Annotated in this window: 16 protein-coding genes; 10 read left to right on the plus strand and 6 right to left on the minus strand. The window is 56.9% G+C overall.

From position 1 onward, the window contains the following. Positions 1–14: 14 nt before the first annotated feature. The 5 genes from HMPREF1267_RS06480 to HMPREF1267_RS06500 all read left to right on the plus strand — a co-directional run bounded on the left by HMPREF1267_RS06480 (position 15) and on the right by HMPREF1267_RS06500 (position 5,613). Entirely contained in the window at positions 15–926 is a 912-nt protein-coding gene (locus HMPREF1267_RS06480; protein WP_005279286.1) for a pseudouridine synthase, read from the plus strand. After that, on the plus strand, positions 926–1,618 hold the full coding sequence (gene cmk / locus HMPREF1267_RS06485) for a (d)CMP kinase (protein ID WP_023028782.1): 693 nt from the start codon (positions 926–928) through the stop codon (positions 1,616–1,618). Before HMPREF1267_RS06480 ends, cmk begins: the two co-directional genes overlap by 1 nt. Beyond that, positions 1,615–3,198 (plus strand): ribosome biogenesis GTPase Der, encoded by a 1,584-nt coding sequence (der, locus tag HMPREF1267_RS06490; protein ID WP_023017545.1) that lies wholly within the window; start codon positions 1,615–1,617, stop codon positions 3,196–3,198. The genes cmk and der overlap by 4 nt, the downstream gene beginning before the upstream one ends. 75 nt (positions 3,199–3,273) lie before the next feature. Continuing rightward, entirely contained in the window at positions 3,274–3,942 is a 669-nt protein-coding gene (locus HMPREF1267_RS06495) for a GNAT family N-acetyltransferase (protein ID WP_232018400.1), read from the plus strand. 285 nt (positions 3,943–4,227) lie between these two features. Further along, the gene (locus HMPREF1267_RS06500; protein WP_005279282.1) at positions 4,228–5,613 is read left to right on the plus strand and encodes an anaerobic C4-dicarboxylate transporter; all 1,386 of its coding nucleotides are present in this window, start codon (positions 4,228–4,230) and stop codon (positions 5,611–5,613) included. Here the strand turns inward: HMPREF1267_RS06500 and HMPREF1267_RS06505 are convergent, their stop codons facing one another. Continuing rightward, positions 5,614–6,429, minus strand: a complete 816-nt coding sequence (locus tag HMPREF1267_RS06505; protein ID WP_023028783.1) for a class I SAM-dependent methyltransferase — start codon at positions 6,427–6,429, stop codon at positions 5,614–5,616. A gap of 37 nt (positions 6,430–6,466) precedes the next feature. Here HMPREF1267_RS06505 and HMPREF1267_RS06510 point away from each other — a divergent pair, with 37 nt between their 5' ends. From HMPREF1267_RS06510 to HMPREF1267_RS06520, 3 genes are read left to right on the plus strand one after another with little or no spacing between them, the layout of a single operon-like run. After that, entirely contained in the window at positions 6,467–7,900 is a 1,434-nt protein-coding gene (locus HMPREF1267_RS06510; protein ID WP_023028784.1) for an ABC transporter ATP-binding protein, read from the plus strand. After that, positions 7,900–9,642, plus strand: a complete 1,743-nt coding sequence (locus HMPREF1267_RS06515) for an ABC transporter ATP-binding protein (RefSeq protein WP_023028785.1) — start codon at positions 7,900–7,902, stop codon at positions 9,640–9,642. Before HMPREF1267_RS06510 ends, HMPREF1267_RS06515 begins: the two co-directional genes overlap by 1 nt. Then, a complete protein-coding gene (locus tag HMPREF1267_RS06520; protein WP_023017540.1) occupies positions 9,639–10,619 on the plus strand; it encodes a PHB depolymerase family esterase in 981 nt (326 codons plus the stop codon). Before HMPREF1267_RS06515 ends, HMPREF1267_RS06520 begins: the two co-directional genes overlap by 4 nt. On the opposite strand, the gene HMPREF1267_RS06525 is transcribed toward HMPREF1267_RS06520, so the two are convergent. Then, positions 10,616–11,866: a site-specific DNA-methyltransferase gene (locus HMPREF1267_RS06525; protein WP_023028786.1), complete on the minus strand. Its 1,251-nt coding sequence runs from the start codon at positions 11,864–11,866 to the stop codon at positions 10,616–10,618. The two genes, HMPREF1267_RS06520 and HMPREF1267_RS06525, sit on opposite strands and share 4 nt — an antisense overlap. Before the next feature lie 161 nt (positions 11,867–12,027). Between HMPREF1267_RS06525 and HMPREF1267_RS06530 the strand changes: the two genes are divergently transcribed. Further along, positions 12,028–12,225: an antitoxin gene (locus tag HMPREF1267_RS06530; RefSeq protein WP_023028787.1), complete on the plus strand. Its 198-nt coding sequence runs from the start codon at positions 12,028–12,030 to the stop codon at positions 12,223–12,225. Between the two features lie 128 nt (positions 12,226–12,353). Here HMPREF1267_RS06530 and HMPREF1267_RS06535 read toward each other — a convergent pair whose 3' ends face one another. The 4 genes from HMPREF1267_RS06535 to HMPREF1267_RS06550 all read right to left on the minus strand — a co-directional run bounded on the left by HMPREF1267_RS06535 (position 12,354) and on the right by HMPREF1267_RS06550 (position 15,864). Then, the gene (locus tag HMPREF1267_RS06535) at positions 12,354–12,971 is read right to left on the minus strand and encodes a response regulator transcription factor (RefSeq protein ID WP_005282866.1); all 618 of its coding nucleotides are present in this window, start codon (positions 12,969–12,971) and stop codon (positions 12,354–12,356) included. Next, the gene (locus HMPREF1267_RS06540) at positions 12,964–14,100 is read right to left on the minus strand and encodes a sensor histidine kinase (RefSeq protein WP_023028788.1); all 1,137 of its coding nucleotides are present in this window, start codon (positions 14,098–14,100) and stop codon (positions 12,964–12,966) included. Before HMPREF1267_RS06540 ends, HMPREF1267_RS06535 begins: the two co-directional genes overlap by 8 nt. After that, complete coding sequence (locus HMPREF1267_RS06545) at positions 14,100–14,855, minus strand: ABC transporter permease (RefSeq protein ID WP_084539259.1); 756 nt, start codon at positions 14,853–14,855, stop codon at positions 14,100–14,102. The genes HMPREF1267_RS06540 and HMPREF1267_RS06545 overlap by 1 nt, the downstream gene beginning before the upstream one ends. Positions 14,856–14,937: 82 nt before the next feature. After that, positions 14,938–15,864, minus strand: coding sequence for an ABC transporter ATP-binding protein (locus HMPREF1267_RS06550; protein ID WP_023028790.1), 927 nt, complete (start codon positions 15,862–15,864; stop codon positions 14,938–14,940). Positions 15,865–15,960: 96 nt separating this feature from the next. On the opposite strand from HMPREF1267_RS06550, the gene HMPREF1267_RS06555 reads away from it, so the two are divergent. Continuing rightward, complete coding sequence (locus tag HMPREF1267_RS06555) at positions 15,961–16,530, plus strand: cadmium resistance transporter (protein WP_023028791.1); 570 nt, start codon at positions 15,961–15,963, stop codon at positions 16,528–16,530. The last annotated feature ends 26 nt before the right edge of the window (positions 16,531–16,556 follow it).

Raw genomic sequence — 16,556 nt, forward strand, 5'->3', positions numbered from 1 at the left:
AAAAGGACACTTAAGTGACTCCTCCCGCTCGCCGTGACGGCACACCGGATAAGAAGCAGCGAGACAGCGATATCGTTGTCTCCAATGCCAAGCCGGCTCGTAATCAACACGTTTCCAAGAAAAAGCAGAAGGCCACCGCTGAATCGGTGGCGCGCGATTTGGGCGCTGACTGGCTGGTCGATGACGATAAGCCCAAAGGTGAGCGCCTGCAGAAGGTCTTGGCCAAGGCGGGCGTCGCATCCCGCCGCCACGCGGAAATCCTCATTGATGCCGGCCGCGTTGAAGTAAACGGCAATGTCATCCTCAAGCAGGGCGTGAAGGTCAACCCAGCCGTGGACGTCATCCGTGTCGACGGTGTTCGCGTCAACGTCAACGAGGACCAAGAATATTTCATCCTCAATAAACCCCGCGGAATGCAGTCGACGATGTCAGATGATCTCGGTCGCCCCTGCGTGGGTGACGTAGTGTCTGAAAAGGTTGCCTCGGGCCAGCGCCTATTCCACGTCGGCCGCTTGGATGCGGATACGGAAGGCCTGCTCATCCTCACCAACGATGGGGAATTGGCCAACCGCCTGATGCACCCCAAATATGAGGTGAAGAAAACCTACCTGGCCACGGTATTGGGCGAGGCCGATAATAAGCTTGTGCGCCAGCTTAAAGAGGGCATCGAGCTAGAAGATGGCCTAGCCAAGGCCGATTTTGTGCAGGTAGTGGACAAGAATCAGGGATTCTCTTTGGTCCGAGTCGAGCTGCACGAAGGGCGCAAGCACATCGTGCGCCGCCTGCTGAAGGAAGCCGGCTACCCCGTGCAGCGCCTGGTGCGCACCAAGCTGCACACGGTCCAATTGGGCGATATGAAGCCCGGTGGGCTGCGCGCGCTAAATTCCAACGAGTTGACGAGCTTGTACAAGGCGGTGGGGATGTAATGATTTCGAATATGCCTAATGAAGGCCTGATCCTCGCGGTCGATGGGCCCTCCGGAACGGGGAAGTCCACGACATGCCGGACCCTAGCCAAGCAATTGGATGCAAAGTACATCGATACCGGCGCCATGTACCGCGTGGCAACCCTTGCGGTATTGCGCCAAGGCGTGGATCCCGCGGACAAGCAGGCGGTGATTTCCGCGACGGCCAACCTGCCCTTGGAGGTTTCCGATGATCCCGATTCCACGCAGGTGCTTTTCGATGGCGCCGATGTCTCCCGCGTTATCCGGGAAGACGAGGTCACCCAGAACGTCTCCGCAGTATCTGCCATCCCAGAGGTGCGCGAGAACTTGGTGGCATTGCAGCGCACGCTTGCGCAACGCGCCCACCGCGCCATTGTAGAGGGCCGCGATATCGGCACCGTGGTGCTAGCCGATGCCCCGGCGAAGGCCTTTATGACGGCTTCCGCGGAAGTTCGCGCGCAGCGCCGGCACGATCAAAACGAAAAGGCCGGCATCGCCTCCGATTTTAAATCGGTACTGGCAGATGTGCAGCGCCGCGACGCCGCGGATTCTTCCCGCGCCACCTCGCCGCTTCGCCCAGCCGACGACGCCACTATTGTCGATACCTCTGACATGAGCCCGGAGGATGTCGTGCAGGCTCTTATCAACGTGGTTAAGGAGTCCCGCTCATGAGCAATAAAGATTTTGAGTCCCCAGAGGAAGAAGTCACGCAGTTCCATTACCCTGCGGGTAAGTTCGACGAGGAAACGGTAGAGACCTCGCCGGGGTGGGCTACGGACGATTTTGATGCCGAAGAATTCGACTACGACTTTGATGAGTCAGAATTCGGCGAGGCCGATTACGGGGATGACGAAGACCTAGAGCAGCCTCTCAGTGAGGACGAGTGGGAGCAGCTCTCGCAATCGCTGGGCTTCGCCGATGCCACCGAAGAAGCCCTGTGCACCGTCGCTATTGTGGGCAGGCCGAACGTGGGCAAGTCTTCGCTGGTTAATCGCTTCCTCGGCCGCCGCGAGGCCGTCGTAGAAGACCACCCTGGCGTTACCCGTGACCGCGTCTCCTATGTGGCGGACTGGAATGGGCAGCGCTTTATCGTGCAGGATACCGGCGGTTGGGATCCCAACGTTAAAGGCATGCACGCCGATATCGCCCGCCAGGCAGAAATGGCGATGGATACCGCCGATGTCATCGTGATGGTGGTAGACACCAAAGTGGGCATTACCGAAACCGATGAGGTTATGGCGCGCCGCCTGCAAAAATCACCGGTTCCGGTGATCGTGGTATCGAATAAGTTCGATTCCGATAACCAGTATGCGGATATGGCGCAGTTTTACGCCTTGGGCCTCGGGGACCCGTGGCCGGTGTCTGCACAGCACGGGCGCGGTGGCGCGGACGTGCTGGATGAGATCCTGCGCAGCTTCCCCGAAGAACCGCGCGAGACTTCGATTACATCGGGCCCTCGCCGCGTCGCGCTCGTCGGCAGGCCTAATGTGGGCAAGTCCTCGTTGCTCAATAAGCTCACCAGCGAGGAGCGCTCGGTGGTAGATAATGTCGCCGGCACCACGGTGGATCCCGTGGACTCGCTGGTGCAGTTAGATGAGCAGTTGTGGAAGTTTATTGATACCGCGGGCCTGCGCAAGAAGGTCAAGAACGCGCAGGGCCACGAGTATTATGCGTCCTTGCGCACCCGTGGCGTGATCGATGCGGCCGAGGTATGCATCATGCTTATCGATGCCTCCGAGGAGATCTCCGAGCAGGACCAGCGCGTGCTCAATATGGTGCTGGAATCCGGCAAAGCGCTGGTCATCGCGTTCAATAAGTGGGACCTTATGGACGAGGACCGCCGCTATTACCTCGACCGCGAGATTGACGAGCAGCTGCGGCACTTGCCGTGGGTAACCCGCGTTAATATTTCGGCTGAGACCGGCCGCGCCTTGCAAAAGCTGGAGCCTGCCATGATTGAGGCCCTAGAAAGCTGGGATCAGCGCGTGTCCACCGGCCAGCTCAATAACTGGATGCGTGAGGCGATTGCTGCCAACCCGCCGCCGATGAAGAATAATCGTTTGCCGCGCGTGCTCTTTGCTACGCAAGCATCGACCCAGCCGCCGACGATTGTTCTCTTTACCACTGGATTCCTCGACGCATCCTACCGGCGCTACCTTGAGCGCAAGTTCCGCGAGCGCTTTGGTTTCCACGGCACTCCAATCCGCATTGCCGTGCGCGTGCGCGAACGCCGAGGTAAAAAGCGGAAATAAGAGTTCACTGCGAAAACGAGCGAAGCCTTCACAACCGTGGGGCTTCGCTCGTTTTTATCTATCTCATTACGCTCGGTGTCATTGGCAGCTAAGCTTGAAAGACATCAGATCATTGGCTTAGGCCCAGAAAGCAAGAAGGTAAATACGGTGTCACAGAAAATCGAGATCTTGCGCGGGCAACATGTCACTCTCAAGGCGTTGAGCGTGGACCATACTCCTGGACTAGCTGAGGCGGTACAGGACGGGGAGTTATGGAAGCGGTGGTACACCAAGGTTCCATCACCGAGCGAGATGGAAAAAGCCGTGGAAGAGCGCATTTCTTGGTATGACTCCCACGGGGCGCAGCTTTTTACGGTCTTTGATTCAGCCGGCACTACAGTGGGAATGACTGGGTATCAGGCCTTTGATCTGGGTAATAGGCGCTCACAAATCGGATACACCTGGTACAGGCAATCAGCGCAGAATACTGCGGTTAATGCAGACTGCAAACTGGCCCTCATGGGCCATGCATTTGAGCAGCTTGATTGCTTATCCGTGTTCTTCACCACCAACTCCTTTAACCGCGAAAGCCGCCGCGCGTTGGAATCCCTAGGGGCACATCTTGATGGAATCCTTCGTGGCCACCAGATACTCGATAACGGGTTAGTCAGAGATACCTGCGTGTATAGCGTGCTGCGGCATGAGTGGCCCGCAGTGAAAAATCACTTACAGTACAAGGTCGAATTAAAGTCCGGGAAGGACTAGGCCTGAGGAATCGACAACTAATAGTGCACAACATCTTTCGGGGTTGGCACGTGAGGTGTAGTTGAGCTTGTCTCGCCAGCAAAGCCGGAGCTTACTGTAGAGGCATCAGGGGGCCTCAAAACTACATAATTTTGCCGGTTAACCCGGTATTTTACCACTTAGGAGAGCAAAAGTGTCACCAACAATGGTGTGACACTTCGCTCTCCTTTTCGCTTCGGTGAAAGCATTATGGCGCCGATAGGATAAAACTTGTCAACCATTTACTTTCTGTTTGAAAGGCATGACATGTTAGCGAATGTGATTGCCCCGGATTCAGTCCTGGCTATCGTGCTTCAAGTCATAATCATTTTAAGTGCTTTGCTTTTGGGCACCCGCTATGGCGGGATCGGCCTAGGATTAATTTCTGGCATCGGCTTGATGCTGATGGTCTTCGTATTTGGCTTGGCACCGGGCGAGCCCCCCGTGTCGGTCATGCTTACGATCATTGCCGTTATCGGCTGTGCAGCCACACTGCAACAAGCACAAGGTTTGGAAGTGATGATGCAGCATGCGGAGAAGTTCTTGCGTGCTCATCCAGAGCGCATCACCATTTTGGCACCACTGACTACTTGGTTCCTTACCGTACTGTGCGGCACTGGCCACGTGGTCTACACCATGTTTCCGATCATTGAAGACATCGCGCTCAAAAAGGGAATCCGTCCTGAGCGTCCTATGGCAGTGGCCTCGACCTCGGCGCAGATGGGTATTACCGCTTCACCGGTGTCTGTGGCTACCGTTTCTCTTGCGTCGATCCTTGCGGAAAATGCTGGAGCTATCGACAAGGCTTATTCGATTCCGCAGATTCTTACGGTGGCGCTACCCGCGTCCTTGTGCGGTGTTCTTCTCGCCGCGTTATGGTCGCTGCGTCGCGGCAAGGACCTGGACAAGGATCCGGCTTTCCAAGAACGGATGAAAGACCCAGAGTTTGCCGCCAGCATCAATGAGAGCGCCGATTCGCTCATCGGTAAGGAATTTTCCCGCGAGGCTAAGCGTTCAGTAGTCGTTTTCCTTGTCGCTATTGCCTGCGTGGTCCTCCTCGGCGCCTTCGAGTTCCTGCGCCCACTGGTTCCTGGTGATGACGGCGAGCTGAGCCCTGTATCCATGAACCTAGTCATCCAGATGGTCATGCTCGTCGCCGGTGCCATCATCCTTCTTAGCTGCAAGGTAGATACTAAAAAGATTGCATCTACGCCAGTATTCAAGGCCGGCATGACAGCTGTATTTTCCGTCTTTGGTGTTGCGTGGATGGCAGATACGTTCTTCCAATCCCACATCGATGCACTGGAGACGAACTTGGGCTCTGTCGTTGAGGCGGCCCCTTGGACCTACGCCGTCGTGTTGGTAATTGTATCCAAATTGGTAAATTCGCAGGCTGCTGCACTGGTAGCAATTGCTCCCATTGGCTTGCAATTGGGCATTGACCCGGCTGTCATCGTTGGTTTCTACGGTGCGGCTTATGGTTACTTCATCTTGCCCACGTATCCTTCCGACTTGGCCTGCATCGGCTTCGATCGCACGGGTACGACGCGAATTGGCAAATACGTCATCAACCACTCGTTCCTTATCCCCGGAGCGATCTCCGTATTTACCTCCTGTGTGGTCGGCTCCCTCTTGGCCCAGGTTCTCCTGTAATCAGTCGCGAGACTTCGACTCCCGTACCAGCACGAAAGCATCCGTGCGGTACGGGATGTGCAGTTTTTGGCCGGCGGAAAAGCCCATGTGTTCGTAGAGGTACCAGTTCAAGTTGTGGGTCATGCGCTCGTGGATGGCCTCGTTATTTCTGAGCCAGTAGGAACGGGTGTGCATGAGTTGGTGGAGCTGTTCTGGGGTAAGCTCGTGGGTCCAGCTTAGACGGACCTCGCGGTCTAAGGTCCAGGGTGCTTTGTATTCGGGATAGAAGCCTGGCTTATGCACGTCGCCGGAGTGCATGATGCGGCTTAACCGAAGGATCCAGGGATCCGCGTGTACGTCGAGGGTATTCCACACTAAAAGGACGCGCCCGCCCGGCGCGAGGATGCGGTCCAGCTCGGCGGAAGCGGCGGCAACGTCGACCCAGTGCCAGGTTTGGGCGAGGCAGGCGGCGTTGAGGGAGGCATCGGCAAGCGCGGTGTGCTCGGCCGTGGCTCGGATGATGGGAACGTCTAGGCGGCGGTGGAGCACGCGGGCCATATCTGGAGATGGCTCAACCGCGAGCACGCAGGGATTGGTGAGGGACTCGGTAAGTTTGCCGGTGCCGGCGCCGATATCGGCAACGCGGTGGGCTCCGGCGATGAGCTCAGCAACCTCGGGCGGGTAATGGGGGCGGACATCCTGATAGGTATGTGCACCGTGGTGGAAGGCGCGCGCTGCCTGGGTGCGCTGGGGATCGGTGCTGAAGGTAGGCTTCTGCTTCGCAGAGGGATTTCGGTAGCTGGGGAAGTGCTGGGGGTTGGGGTGGCGAGTCGACATAGGCTATCTAACCTACCGGGAATTAGAATGGCTTGTTATGGCAACACTTCCAGAACCATCAGATCGGCGGTGGTTGCTGAAGACTGTCTTCTCCCGGCCTGGGATGACCATCCCAGCGGCCGTGTGCATGGCTATCTCCTTCGTGCTCAACGGCACAACGCCGGTCATCGTGGGCTATGCCATCGATGAAGCGGTGGTGGAAGGATCGATAGCGCGACTGTGGTGGTGGCTTGCACTCCTGATCCTGGCTTTCGCGGTTAATGCCATTACCGGGTGGTGTGGCCGCGGGCTCAATGCGCGCAGCATGCTCGTTATTGGCCACGACGTGCGCATGGCCATTACGGATCGGATTATGGATCCCAAAGGGATGGGCGGGCCGAAACGCACGCCAGGGGAGTTATTGGCCATTGCCTCGACCGATGCAACCCGTGTGCAGAATGCCGTGATGATGACGGTATTTCCGGTGGCGGAGATTACGTCGATCATTTATGTCGCGGTGATGACCAGCCGGGTGAATGTGCCGCTAGGAGTGGCCATTTTATGCGGCGGCCCCATCGTGGTGTGGGGATCGCTGCGCTCGGCTGGTCCCTTGCGCAAGCGTTCTGGTATCCGGCAAGAAGCATTGGGCCGGGCGAGCGCGACGGCGACGGATATTGTCCATGGCCTGCGCATTATTAAAGGGATCGGTGCGATAGGTACCGTGCGTAAGCGTTATGCGGGTGATTCCGATGCCGCCTACGAGCGAACCGTTGAAGCCAATGCGGCGCAGGCAGGATTGAATGCTTCTACGGAGGCGCTGGGCTCGATTTATGTCATCGCCGTCGCGGTTGCCGCCGGCTACCTGGCGCTGGATGGGCAGATGAGCATTGGTGAGCTCATTATGATCATTGGCCTTACCCAATTCATCATTACCCCGATGACCATGCTGGGAAGGAATATTGCCTCCCGGTGGGCCGCGGCGCAGGCGAGTGCGCAGCGAATCGTGGGCCTGCTGGACGCTCCTGGACTTCCCGAGGACGCCGCACCACAGGTTCCTGCGCTGCGGCCAGGGGTGACCGCCATCGATGGACATGCTCCGGAAGAACTGCGGGAGCTGCCCCGGGAGAAATTCATCGTCGTGCCACACGAGGTCATGCTCTTTACCGGAACCGTGCAGGACAATATTCATCCGGATGCAGGCATAGCCGCGCGGGCTCTAGAGGTGGCCGCGGGCGAGGATATCCCCGGTGGTGTGGACCGCGAGGTGGGCGAGCACGGAAACAACCTATCCGGCGGCCAACAGCAAAGGGTTGCTCTTGCCCGCGCTATCGCCGCGGATCCAGAGGTGCTTATTCTCTCTGATCCCACCACCGCGGTCGATTCAGTTACCGAGCAAGACGTAGCTCATCGCGTTGCGGACTACCGGAAGGACAAACCCACCATCGTCTATACGTCGGCGCCTGCGTGGCATGCCGTGGGGGTGGAGTCCTAATGCGTTTTCCCACCGCTACGTGGTCACAGGTGCGCGAGGTTGTGGCGCAGCAACTAGCAGTTATCCCGAACGCGCGTCGCCGCGCCCTTATCGCCGTGGTGTTTTTGATCGCCGGAGCAGCGGCCAATGTCACCATCCCGATCCTGCTTGGCAAAATTGTTGATGCCGTTACGACGGGCGCCAGCATCGCCCTCCTCGGAGTCCTGCTCATCGGGGTCGCGGGCGCGTCTGCCGCATTATCGGCGGCGGGGTTCTATGTTCTGTCCCAGCTGACCGAGCGCGTCATCGCGTCTCTGCGCGAGGATATGGTCTCTACGGCACTCGGCCTTCCCACGCACCGCGTCGAGGACGCCGGAACCGGGGACTTGGTATCGCGCTCTACCGATGACGTGGCGGAGCTTTCCGCCGCGGTTACAGAGACGGTCCCCGTGCTGGCGAAGTCCATTTTTGCCATTGCCTCAACGGCAGTGGCGCTGCTTACGGTGGACTGGCAATACCTCGTGGTCATCCTGGCCGTGACCCCGCTGTATTTCTTAGCCGGCCGGTATTACCTGCGGCGCGCCCCTGACCGGTATGCCGCTGAGCGCGCCGCCATGGCGGACCGCGCCCGCCGGCTTTTGGAGGCGATCCACGGCAGGGACACGGTGCGCGCGTTCCGCATGGAAAATACGATGCACGATCGGATCGGCGCGGCTTCAACGCGTGTGGTGGAAGAGGGGTATAACGCGCGCCGGACGATGATGGTGCTCCAGGCCCACCTCACCGGCATTGAGCTGGTCTTATTGGGCAGCGGTTTGGCGGTAAGCTTCTGGGTGGTGCAGGCCAATGCGCTTACAGTCGGCGCGGTCACCGCGGCGATGTTATTGCTCATTCGCCTGCGCGGGCCGCTGATGGGGCTGATGCGTGTGCTCGATACGGTGCAATCAGGGTATGCCTCGTTAGCGCGCATCGTGGGCGTGGTTATCGATCCGCCCGCGCCGGTGCCGGATAGCGGTGCGCCGAGGGGCGATGGCAGCGTGGATATGCGGAATATTTCCTTTCGCTATGGCGATAGTTCATGGGCCGTCGAGGGGCTCAACCTTGCGATTAAGCCTGGTGAAACGGTTGCCCTCGTCGGGGCGTCTGGGGCAGGAAAATCCACCGTGGCTGCGTTGCTCGCGGGCTTGCGGGTCCCAGATGAAGGCACCGTGCTTGTCGATGGCGTCGAGGTTGCCCTGCTTTCCGATGCCGAGCGTATCCAGCGCCTCGCCCTCGTCTCCCAGGAGGTGCACGTCTTTTCTGGGAGTTTGCGCGAGGATCTTGCACTCGCAGCGCCACAGGCCACCGATGAGGAAATGGTGCAGACCCTACGCCAAGTGCAGGCTGACTGGTTTTTCGATCTGGAAGCGGGCCTCGATACCATCGTGGGCGCGCAAGGCATGCCGTTGGACCCGGTGGCTGCGCAGCAATTGGCACTTGCCCGAATCGTGCTGCTGGATCCCCGCATTATTATCTTGGACGAAGCCACGGCGGAAGCAGGCTCGGTGGGCGCTGAATCCTTAGAGGACGCCGCAGAGACTGTGATGGAGGGTCGGACCGCCTTGGTAGTTGCGCACCGCCTGGATCAGGCTTCGCGCGCCGATGCCATCGTGGTCATGGACAATGGCCGGGTGGTAGAACAGGGGAGCCATGCAGAACTGCTAAATTATGGGGGCCGTTATAAACAATTATGGGCCGCTTGGCAGAAGGGACGAACATCATGAGACGGAGGCCGGTGCGCGCTGCGTTGAGCACCGCAGTCTTGTGCTGCGTGGCGGCGCTGGGCGTGTCATGCGCAAATAACGAGGAAGAATCAGGCTCGGCGGCACGCAGCGAAAGCACGCAATCGCACGGTTCGGCTGCCTCGCAGCTCGGGATTCCTACCTCTGCGCCGCTTAGTGGCCCAGAACCGGGATCGCATACGACGATCAATCTGCCGTCCGGGCGCTCATTTATCCTCAGCGTGCCGGAAAAGTACACGTCCCAAAAACAGTGGCCAGTGGTCATGGCATTTCACGGGTGGGGGCAGTCAGCGGAAAACCTGCGCGGCTATTCCCGCCTCGATGCGGCACAAGCCATTACCGTCTTTCCCACGGGCAAGAAAAAGGCGTGGAGTCCAGCCCCATATGCGGAAACGAGCGGGAGCGAGGACAAGAAATTCGTGCTCGATATCCTCGATTCCCTCCGCGCGACCTATAACGTCGATGATTCCCGGCTTTATGCCACCGGCATGTCCAATGGCGGCGGTTTTGCTGCCTACCTGGCCTGCCAGATGCCCGGCATCTTCCACTCGGTCGCGACCATTTCCGCTGCATATTACGAAGATATTCTGAAAGATTGCGCCCATGAACCCGTAGGGCGCCTCGATATGCACGGCACCGATGACCCTGTCGTGGGCTATTATGGCGGAACCCGGCACAAGACCAAATATTTCTCGGTCGAATCCGTCCTAGAGCAGGACCGCAAGCGCAATGAATGCTCGGAGAAGGTAGACACCAACCGCTTGGTTAATAATGCCCTCGACATGCATTGGCGGGGATGCTCTGCACCGCTGGAGCATATCCGAATCGGCGGCGGCTCCCACGTGTGGCCGGGTGGTCTTGGAGACAAAAATAATGAAGTAGGAAAGTTCTTCGCCACTGACCGAGTCTTGGACTTCTTCGGTATTCCGGGCAGGCCCGACGGCACCCGCGAAACCTAGTTTGCGCGGTAGGCCCGGAAAGAGGATCCAGGCACGGATCGCACGCGCTCTACGCAAATATCCGCCACGCTGAGAAAGCCTGCTCGGTGCGCCGAACTGTCCGGGGCGGTAGGCTCTGGAATTTGCACCAAATGAAAACTGCGCCCGCCCTTATCTTCTCGGTTGAGTTCGATGACCGCCTGCGCCGTGGTGCCTGAGCCTGCGAAAAAGTCGAGCACACGGGCATCGGGCCCGCCGCCAATGGCGATGAGGTGCTTGATAAGGCGCACTGGCTTAGGAAACTCAAAGATTCCCTCCACGCCCATCACGTCCTCTGCGTCGCGGCGTCCGGTGCGCGTTACGCCAAACCTTTGCCCATCAAGGATGGATCGCGGCCGTGCTCCGGTTTTTTGATAGTTCTTGGTGTAGACAAATCCGCGCCGAAATACCAGTTCATCGTAGCGTTTTTCCACCATATCCTTGCCCCACCGCCAGCGCGCCACATGGCTGTGCCCGGCCGGCTGATCCGGCCAGTGTTGCGTGCCATCGGGCGAGGAAATGGGAAAATCTAGCGACGGGAGATACCCCAGAGTCTTAGAATCTAGGCGCACCAAGGAGTATTTGCCGCGTTCATCCTCGTGGTTATATTTGGTGCTGGTGTAGCCCTCTGCATCCAGGTTAAATCCAGGGTTATCCGGGTTCTTGGCATAGCAGAGGATGTATTCGTGTTCGACCACCGCATACTTGGAATCGTTTTTCCCAGTGCCGGCCTTTTTCCAAATGAATTGCCCGGCATAGCAGCCCTCACCAAAGACCTCGTCCAAGACCTTGCGGGTATTAGCAGCCTCGTCCTCTCCAATGGAGACGAATATAAAGCCGTTCTCCGCCAAAACGCGCCGCGCCAAGATGAGCCGCGGGAGCATCATGGACAGCCATTCGGCGTGCCACTGGGCATAGCTGCCGGAATTTACCTCGCGCCGCGCGCGGTAATTATCGCGGTAGACAAAGTCTCGGCCGGTGTTATACGGCGGGTCGATGTAGATGACGTCAAAGGTTTCGCCAGAGGTAACCCAGTGCTGTAGAACCGGCAGGTTATCGGCCAGGTGGATGCTATTGGGCGAGGTAGGAGAGGTGCTTAACGCAGCATCGAGCTCGAACTCGGAAGATAGGGGAGCCTCCGCCGCCGCGCGCGCGGCTTGCTTGCCAGGCCATACCAGCCCAAAGAATTCTCCGGCATTGCCATCTGCACTAGGGCTAGTGTGGGTCATTTGTTGCCTTTTCCGTGCGAGCTGGTCATTGGTCTCATTAACGCTATCACTTTAGGGCCTCTGGCTAGCTTTGGTGGCGAAGCACGGGCAGTGTCGTTATCGTGGGCAGTGTTGCCGGTTAGGGCAATGGTTAGATGAAGTAAACAGCGAAAGGATTAGCAATGGGTATCTTTGACAAGGCAAAGGAAGCACTGAACTCCGAAAAGGGCGAGGAAGTTACCAAGGAGGGCCTGGACAAGGCCGAGGACTTTGCCAAGGACAAGCTGGGCGAGGACAAGGCAGACCAGGTGGACAAGGCCCGCGATGCCATTGATGACAAGCTCGGCACCAATGACGACGGTGACGACGAGAACAAGTAGTTCTCGCCCTAGTTTCTAATTAAATATCGCTTAAGCCCCGTTCCAGACAGGAGCGGGGCTTAAGCCTATGTCTATGGCCGATTTTTCTGGAATACGCGGTCCGATTGGACTGGTGAAAAATGCGCTTTTTAAATCCAACCCTGAGTTTGGGCTTTCGTCGCAGCCTCATAGCGATTATTTGCATCGGTTTTTGTCATGATACTGGACACGACATTGCGTACACTGCCTGGACTAAGATGCACTTTGCGCGCCAGTTCTGAGGAAGTCACCCCAGATAATAAAAGCCGCGCGATTTCTCGTTCCCGGGGTGTGAGCGGGTTGTCCGGGGTAAAAAGACTTTCTCGTGCTAAGGCAGGATCGATCACCCGCAGCCCAGCCTTTACTCGGCGAATTGCCTCCGCGAGTTGTTCTGGGGGAGTGTCTTTGACTATGAATCCAGCGATGTCAGCATCAATAGCACGTTTTACATAGCCGCCACGGCCAAAAGTAGTAACGATGAGGCATTTGCATGGACCGCCGGAGAGCTCTTCAGCTACGTCTAGACCGCTCTTTCCAGGCATCTCAATATCGAGTAGAGCTACCTCCACATTGTGCTTGGCAACGAGCCCTGCAACCTCGTTGCCCGTTGCGCATTGAGCAACTACCTCGATATCTGGTTCGGTAGCTAGGAGAGCGACAAGGGCACCGCGAACCAATGATTGATCCTCCGCGATGAGGATGCGGATGGGTGGAGATGTATCAGCCATCGGACTCCACTTCACTGTCTAAGGGTAGTAACTCAGTATCACCATTCATAGTAATCAGCGCTACGGTGCGGTCGTCCTTCCTCATAATAATCAACTTTCCGCCGCTGTCCTTCATTCGCTTGTGCAGCCCGTGTAGCCCGCCACTTTGGTACTGCTTTTTCGGATCGAAGCCGCAACCGTCGTCTACGACTTGGAGCTTATTTTGGGTTATGCTAACCCAGCAGTTCTGTGCTCCTGAGTGGCGAATAACGTTAGTGGTGAGCTCACGTAATGCCCAGGAAAAGGCGGCGTCATAAAGTCCTACGGCTTGGACGTTGGCAGGAAGATGCGCTTGAATCCCTGTAGTATCGAATGCTCGTCGTGCTGCCTGAACTTCTCCTTCGAAGGTCGGCATACGCATCCGGGTAACTGTGGAGCGGACTTCTGCCAAACTCTTACGGGAAAGGTCACTTATTTCTTGAAGCTCGTTTCGAGCTCGAGTTGGATCTACGTCTACTAGCCGCTGTGCCAACTCAGATTTTAAATTGATGACGGTAAGCGAGTGACCGAGCAAATCATGGACGTCTGTGGCAATGTCTTCACGTTGGCGAGCGAGATCGAGTTGATGCTCTAAATCCGTGCGCGAGTCTTCTCTTTGAGACATTGTGCCTAGCAACACCAGCAAAATTGGCCAGCCGAATATCACAATGAATGTCCCTAAGAGGTCCTGCGAATCGACGCTCCATAAGGCACCTGTGACTACGAGTCCGGTAAGAAGTACCCATAATAATGCCCGACGCAACGGTAATTGAAACCCGAGGAAAGCAGCTAGATAGGGCACAAACGTCGTAGCATAAACTCCGAAGAAGGGTATGGAGATAAGTGCTATGAGCGCTAAGGCAGACCACCGAGCGGCCAAGCGATAACGTAAGTTCCAGCCCCGCGGGTAGTAAGTCACTGAACCAAAGCTGAAGAAATATAGGGCGCTGAAAGCGATAACACAGGCAGTGGAACCTAGGCGCTGCGTAGCGTCCACACCAGGCTGAGCGAAACTGAGAATTAAGCCGAAGAGCAGAAATATAAGCCAAACGCTAGCAAACACCGCATTATTTGTAGCGAATCCCTTGAAGGGCGAATGGAATGAATCCATTACATTCGTGATTTGTCGCGGTGGAGCAGCATTGCGCAGGCTCCGACGAAAATTGCGGTCCATACGGCGAAGTTTAGTCCCGCGCTCCACAAGGAATGGTTAACCGTGCCATCGGCATCATTGAGCAGTTGCATCCCTTCTGCCAACGGCCATTGAGCCAGCACTACTGGGCCAAAAAGGGGTGTAAAGCGGGCAAACGCCATAAGTGAGGAAGATAGGGGGATAAAGACATTGGCGGCGAACAGCAGGAGGACAATAGAGGAAGAAGCAATGGCCACGGAGTTATCCGTCGGTAAAGCAAGTGCCCATATCATCCCATATAAGCCAAAGGGAATAGAGACAACAACGCACGCAAGAAAGGACAGAACCCATTGGTGGGGCTCCATGTCAGCTTTAGTTAATGCACCAGTGAGAAACACTGCTGCAATGGGGAGCAGAGCTTGCAATGCTATGGAGGTGATATTCGCCCAGAAGATCTGGTGAGGGCGCAGCGGAGTAAGCGCTAGTTGGCGTCTCCAACCGGATCGAGCATCAGTGACTGAAGCAGCAGCGGCTCCCACCGCACCGGCGACGCCGCCGTACAGGGCCATGCTGATCATTTGGAGAGCTGCAAAGTTACCGTTGTGAATGGGAAGGTTGCCAAAGTCCATTAGTGTGCCGAAAAGTAAATAGAAAAATACCGGCAAAATGGTGGTGAAAAATAGCGGGGCGAGGTTGCGGCGTAGCCGGAGGAAATTGTACCCAGCAAAACGCATTGTGTTACTAAACCCAGGCGCGGTGGAACTATTAGACATGGTTGGAATCTTTCGTTTGGGGGCTAGCGGGAGGAGAATTGGGTTAGCTGTGCTCATCGGTGAGCGCGAGGAAAGTATTTTCCAGACTATGAGCTCTAATGGTGAGGTCATAGGCGCCTGTGTGGTTAAGAAGATGGCGGGCCAGCGAATCCGAATCTGAGGTAGTCATTTGAAGGTGATCTCCAGTGCGGGTGACATCAGTTACGTCCGGTAGCGAACTGACTGGAGGAATACTGCCGTCAAATTGGGCCGTAATTCTTCGGACCCCGCCACGGCTACGTATGTCAATTACCTTGTCATCGGCCACAACTTCCCCTTTGTGCAAAAGCACTATCCTTTCAGCAAAATTGTCTGCTTCTTCGAGATAGTGAGTCGCGAAGAAGATGGTGCGCCCGAGCTCAGCCTGGTGCTGCATAGACGCCCAAAAGTCCCGGCGAGCGCCTGGATCCATACCGGCAGTCGGCTCGTCAAGGATGAGAATCTGCGGGTCACCTAGGAGCGCCAGCGCGAATCGAAGACGTTGTTGCTCGCCGCCGGAGCACTTGCCTACCCGTCGAGACAATATCGGTTCTAAGTTGGTGTGATGTGCAACCTCGCCAATGTCTAGGGGCTGGGCAAAGGTAGCGGAAATCATTTTTAAAGTATCGCTTACGGTGAGGTCAGGGAGAAGACCTCCGGATTGAAGCACCGCTGCTAGCTGTGCGTTGTTGATCGCTTCCTGGGGGCTTTTGCCTAGGACTGTGACAGTGCCGGAAGATGGTTCGGTAAGCCCCAAGATGAGGTCAATGAGTGTGGACTTTCCAGCGCCGTTGGTACCTAGCAACGCTACGATTTCCCCGGGGGCGATGGAGACTGATACGTCATTAAGTGCTCGCACTGAATGCGAGGAATTTGCTGCGAAGACTTTTTCTACGTCGCGTACTTTAATCGCTGGTGAGGAAATTGAGCTTGGGGTGCGTGTCGTTTTCATGTTTTGCACTTAACCAGGCTTGTGTTCGTAATAGCAGGAACTGTGTCACTAGGTTTCCATGACAATTGTCATCGGTGGATGCGTTAAGCTAGCTGGGTGCTTACTACTCTCGCATCCGCAATCGTCTTATTCATCGTCACCAATATCGACGATATCGTTGTTCTCTCGCTGTTCTTTGCCCGTGGCGCGGGCAGGAAGAGCACGACCAAGGCCATCCTTTTGGGCCAATACCTGGGATTTTTAGGGATCCTCGCGGTCTCTGTGGCACTTGGCTTGGGACTTAGCGCCATTCTTCCGGAGGACTGGATACGCTTTTTCGGGCTTATTCCCCTGGCCATTGGCCTTTGGGCGGCTTGGGAGGCCTTTCGCGGGGAAGACGATGATGACGTTTCTGGAAAGAAGCTCAGCGTCGCTGCGGTAGCCGGGGTCACCTTTGCCAATGGCGGCGATAATATCGGAGTGTACCTGCCGGTATTTACCACGTCTTCGCCCGCAGACATCGCGGTGTACTGCATCGTATTCCTCGTTTTGGTCGCAGGCCTTGTAGCGGCCGCGAAGTTCGTGGCCACACGGCCAGCCGTAGCAGAAGCGCTAGAGAAGTGGGAGAGCGTGTTATTTCCCACGGTGCTTATCCTGCTGGGCATCGCCATCCTATTTGCGGTGTAGGCGAGGAATGCAGAAATCCCACGACG

The sequence above is a fragment of the Corynebacterium sp. KPL1824 genome (assembly GCF_000478095.1).
Classification (GTDB): Bacteria; Actinomycetota; Actinomycetes; order Mycobacteriales; family Mycobacteriaceae; genus Corynebacterium; species Corynebacterium accolens.

Bases quoted from the DNA above. Each gene is read 5' to 3' on its own strand.
- cmk (WP_023028782.1), top strand. From the start codon at position 926: ATGATTTCGAATATGCCTAATGAAGGCCTGATCCTCGCGGTCGATGGG.
- der (WP_023017545.1), top strand. From the start codon at position 1,615: ATGAGCAATAAAGATTTTGAGTCCCCAGAGGAAGAAGTCACGCAGTTC.
- HMPREF1267_RS06500 (WP_005279282.1), top strand. From the start codon at position 4,228: ATGTTAGCGAATGTGATTGCCCCGGATTCAGTCCTGGCTATCGTGCTT.
- HMPREF1267_RS06505 (WP_023028783.1), bottom strand. From the start codon at position 6,429: ATGTCGACTCGCCACCCCAACCCCCAGCACTTCCCCAGCTACCGAAAT.
- HMPREF1267_RS06510 (WP_023028784.1), top strand. From the start codon at position 6,467: ATGGCAACACTTCCAGAACCATCAGATCGGCGGTGGTTGCTGAAGACT.
- HMPREF1267_RS06515 (WP_023028785.1), top strand. From the start codon at position 7,900: ATGCGTTTTCCCACCGCTACGTGGTCACAGGTGCGCGAGGTTGTGGCG.
- HMPREF1267_RS06520 (WP_023017540.1), top strand. From the start codon at position 9,639: ATGAGACGGAGGCCGGTGCGCGCTGCGTTGAGCACCGCAGTCTTGTGC.
- HMPREF1267_RS06525 (WP_023028786.1), bottom strand. From the start codon at position 11,866: ATGACCCACACTAGCCCTAGTGCAGATGGCAATGCCGGAGAATTCTTT.
- HMPREF1267_RS06530 (WP_023028787.1), top strand. From the start codon at position 12,028: ATGGGTATCTTTGACAAGGCAAAGGAAGCACTGAACTCCGAAAAGGGC.
- HMPREF1267_RS06535 (WP_005282866.1), bottom strand. From the start codon at position 12,971: ATGGCTGATACATCTCCACCCATCCGCATCCTCATCGCGGAGGATCAA.
- HMPREF1267_RS06540 (WP_023028788.1), bottom strand. From the start codon at position 14,100: ATGGATTCATTCCATTCGCCCTTCAAGGGATTCGCTACAAATAATGCG.
- HMPREF1267_RS06545 (WP_084539259.1), bottom strand. From the start codon at position 14,855: ATGCGTTTTGCTGGGTACAATTTCCTCCGGCTACGCCGCAACCTCGCC.
- HMPREF1267_RS06550 (WP_023028790.1), bottom strand. From the start codon at position 15,864: ATGAAAACGACACGCACCCCAAGCTCAATTTCCTCACCAGCGATTAAA.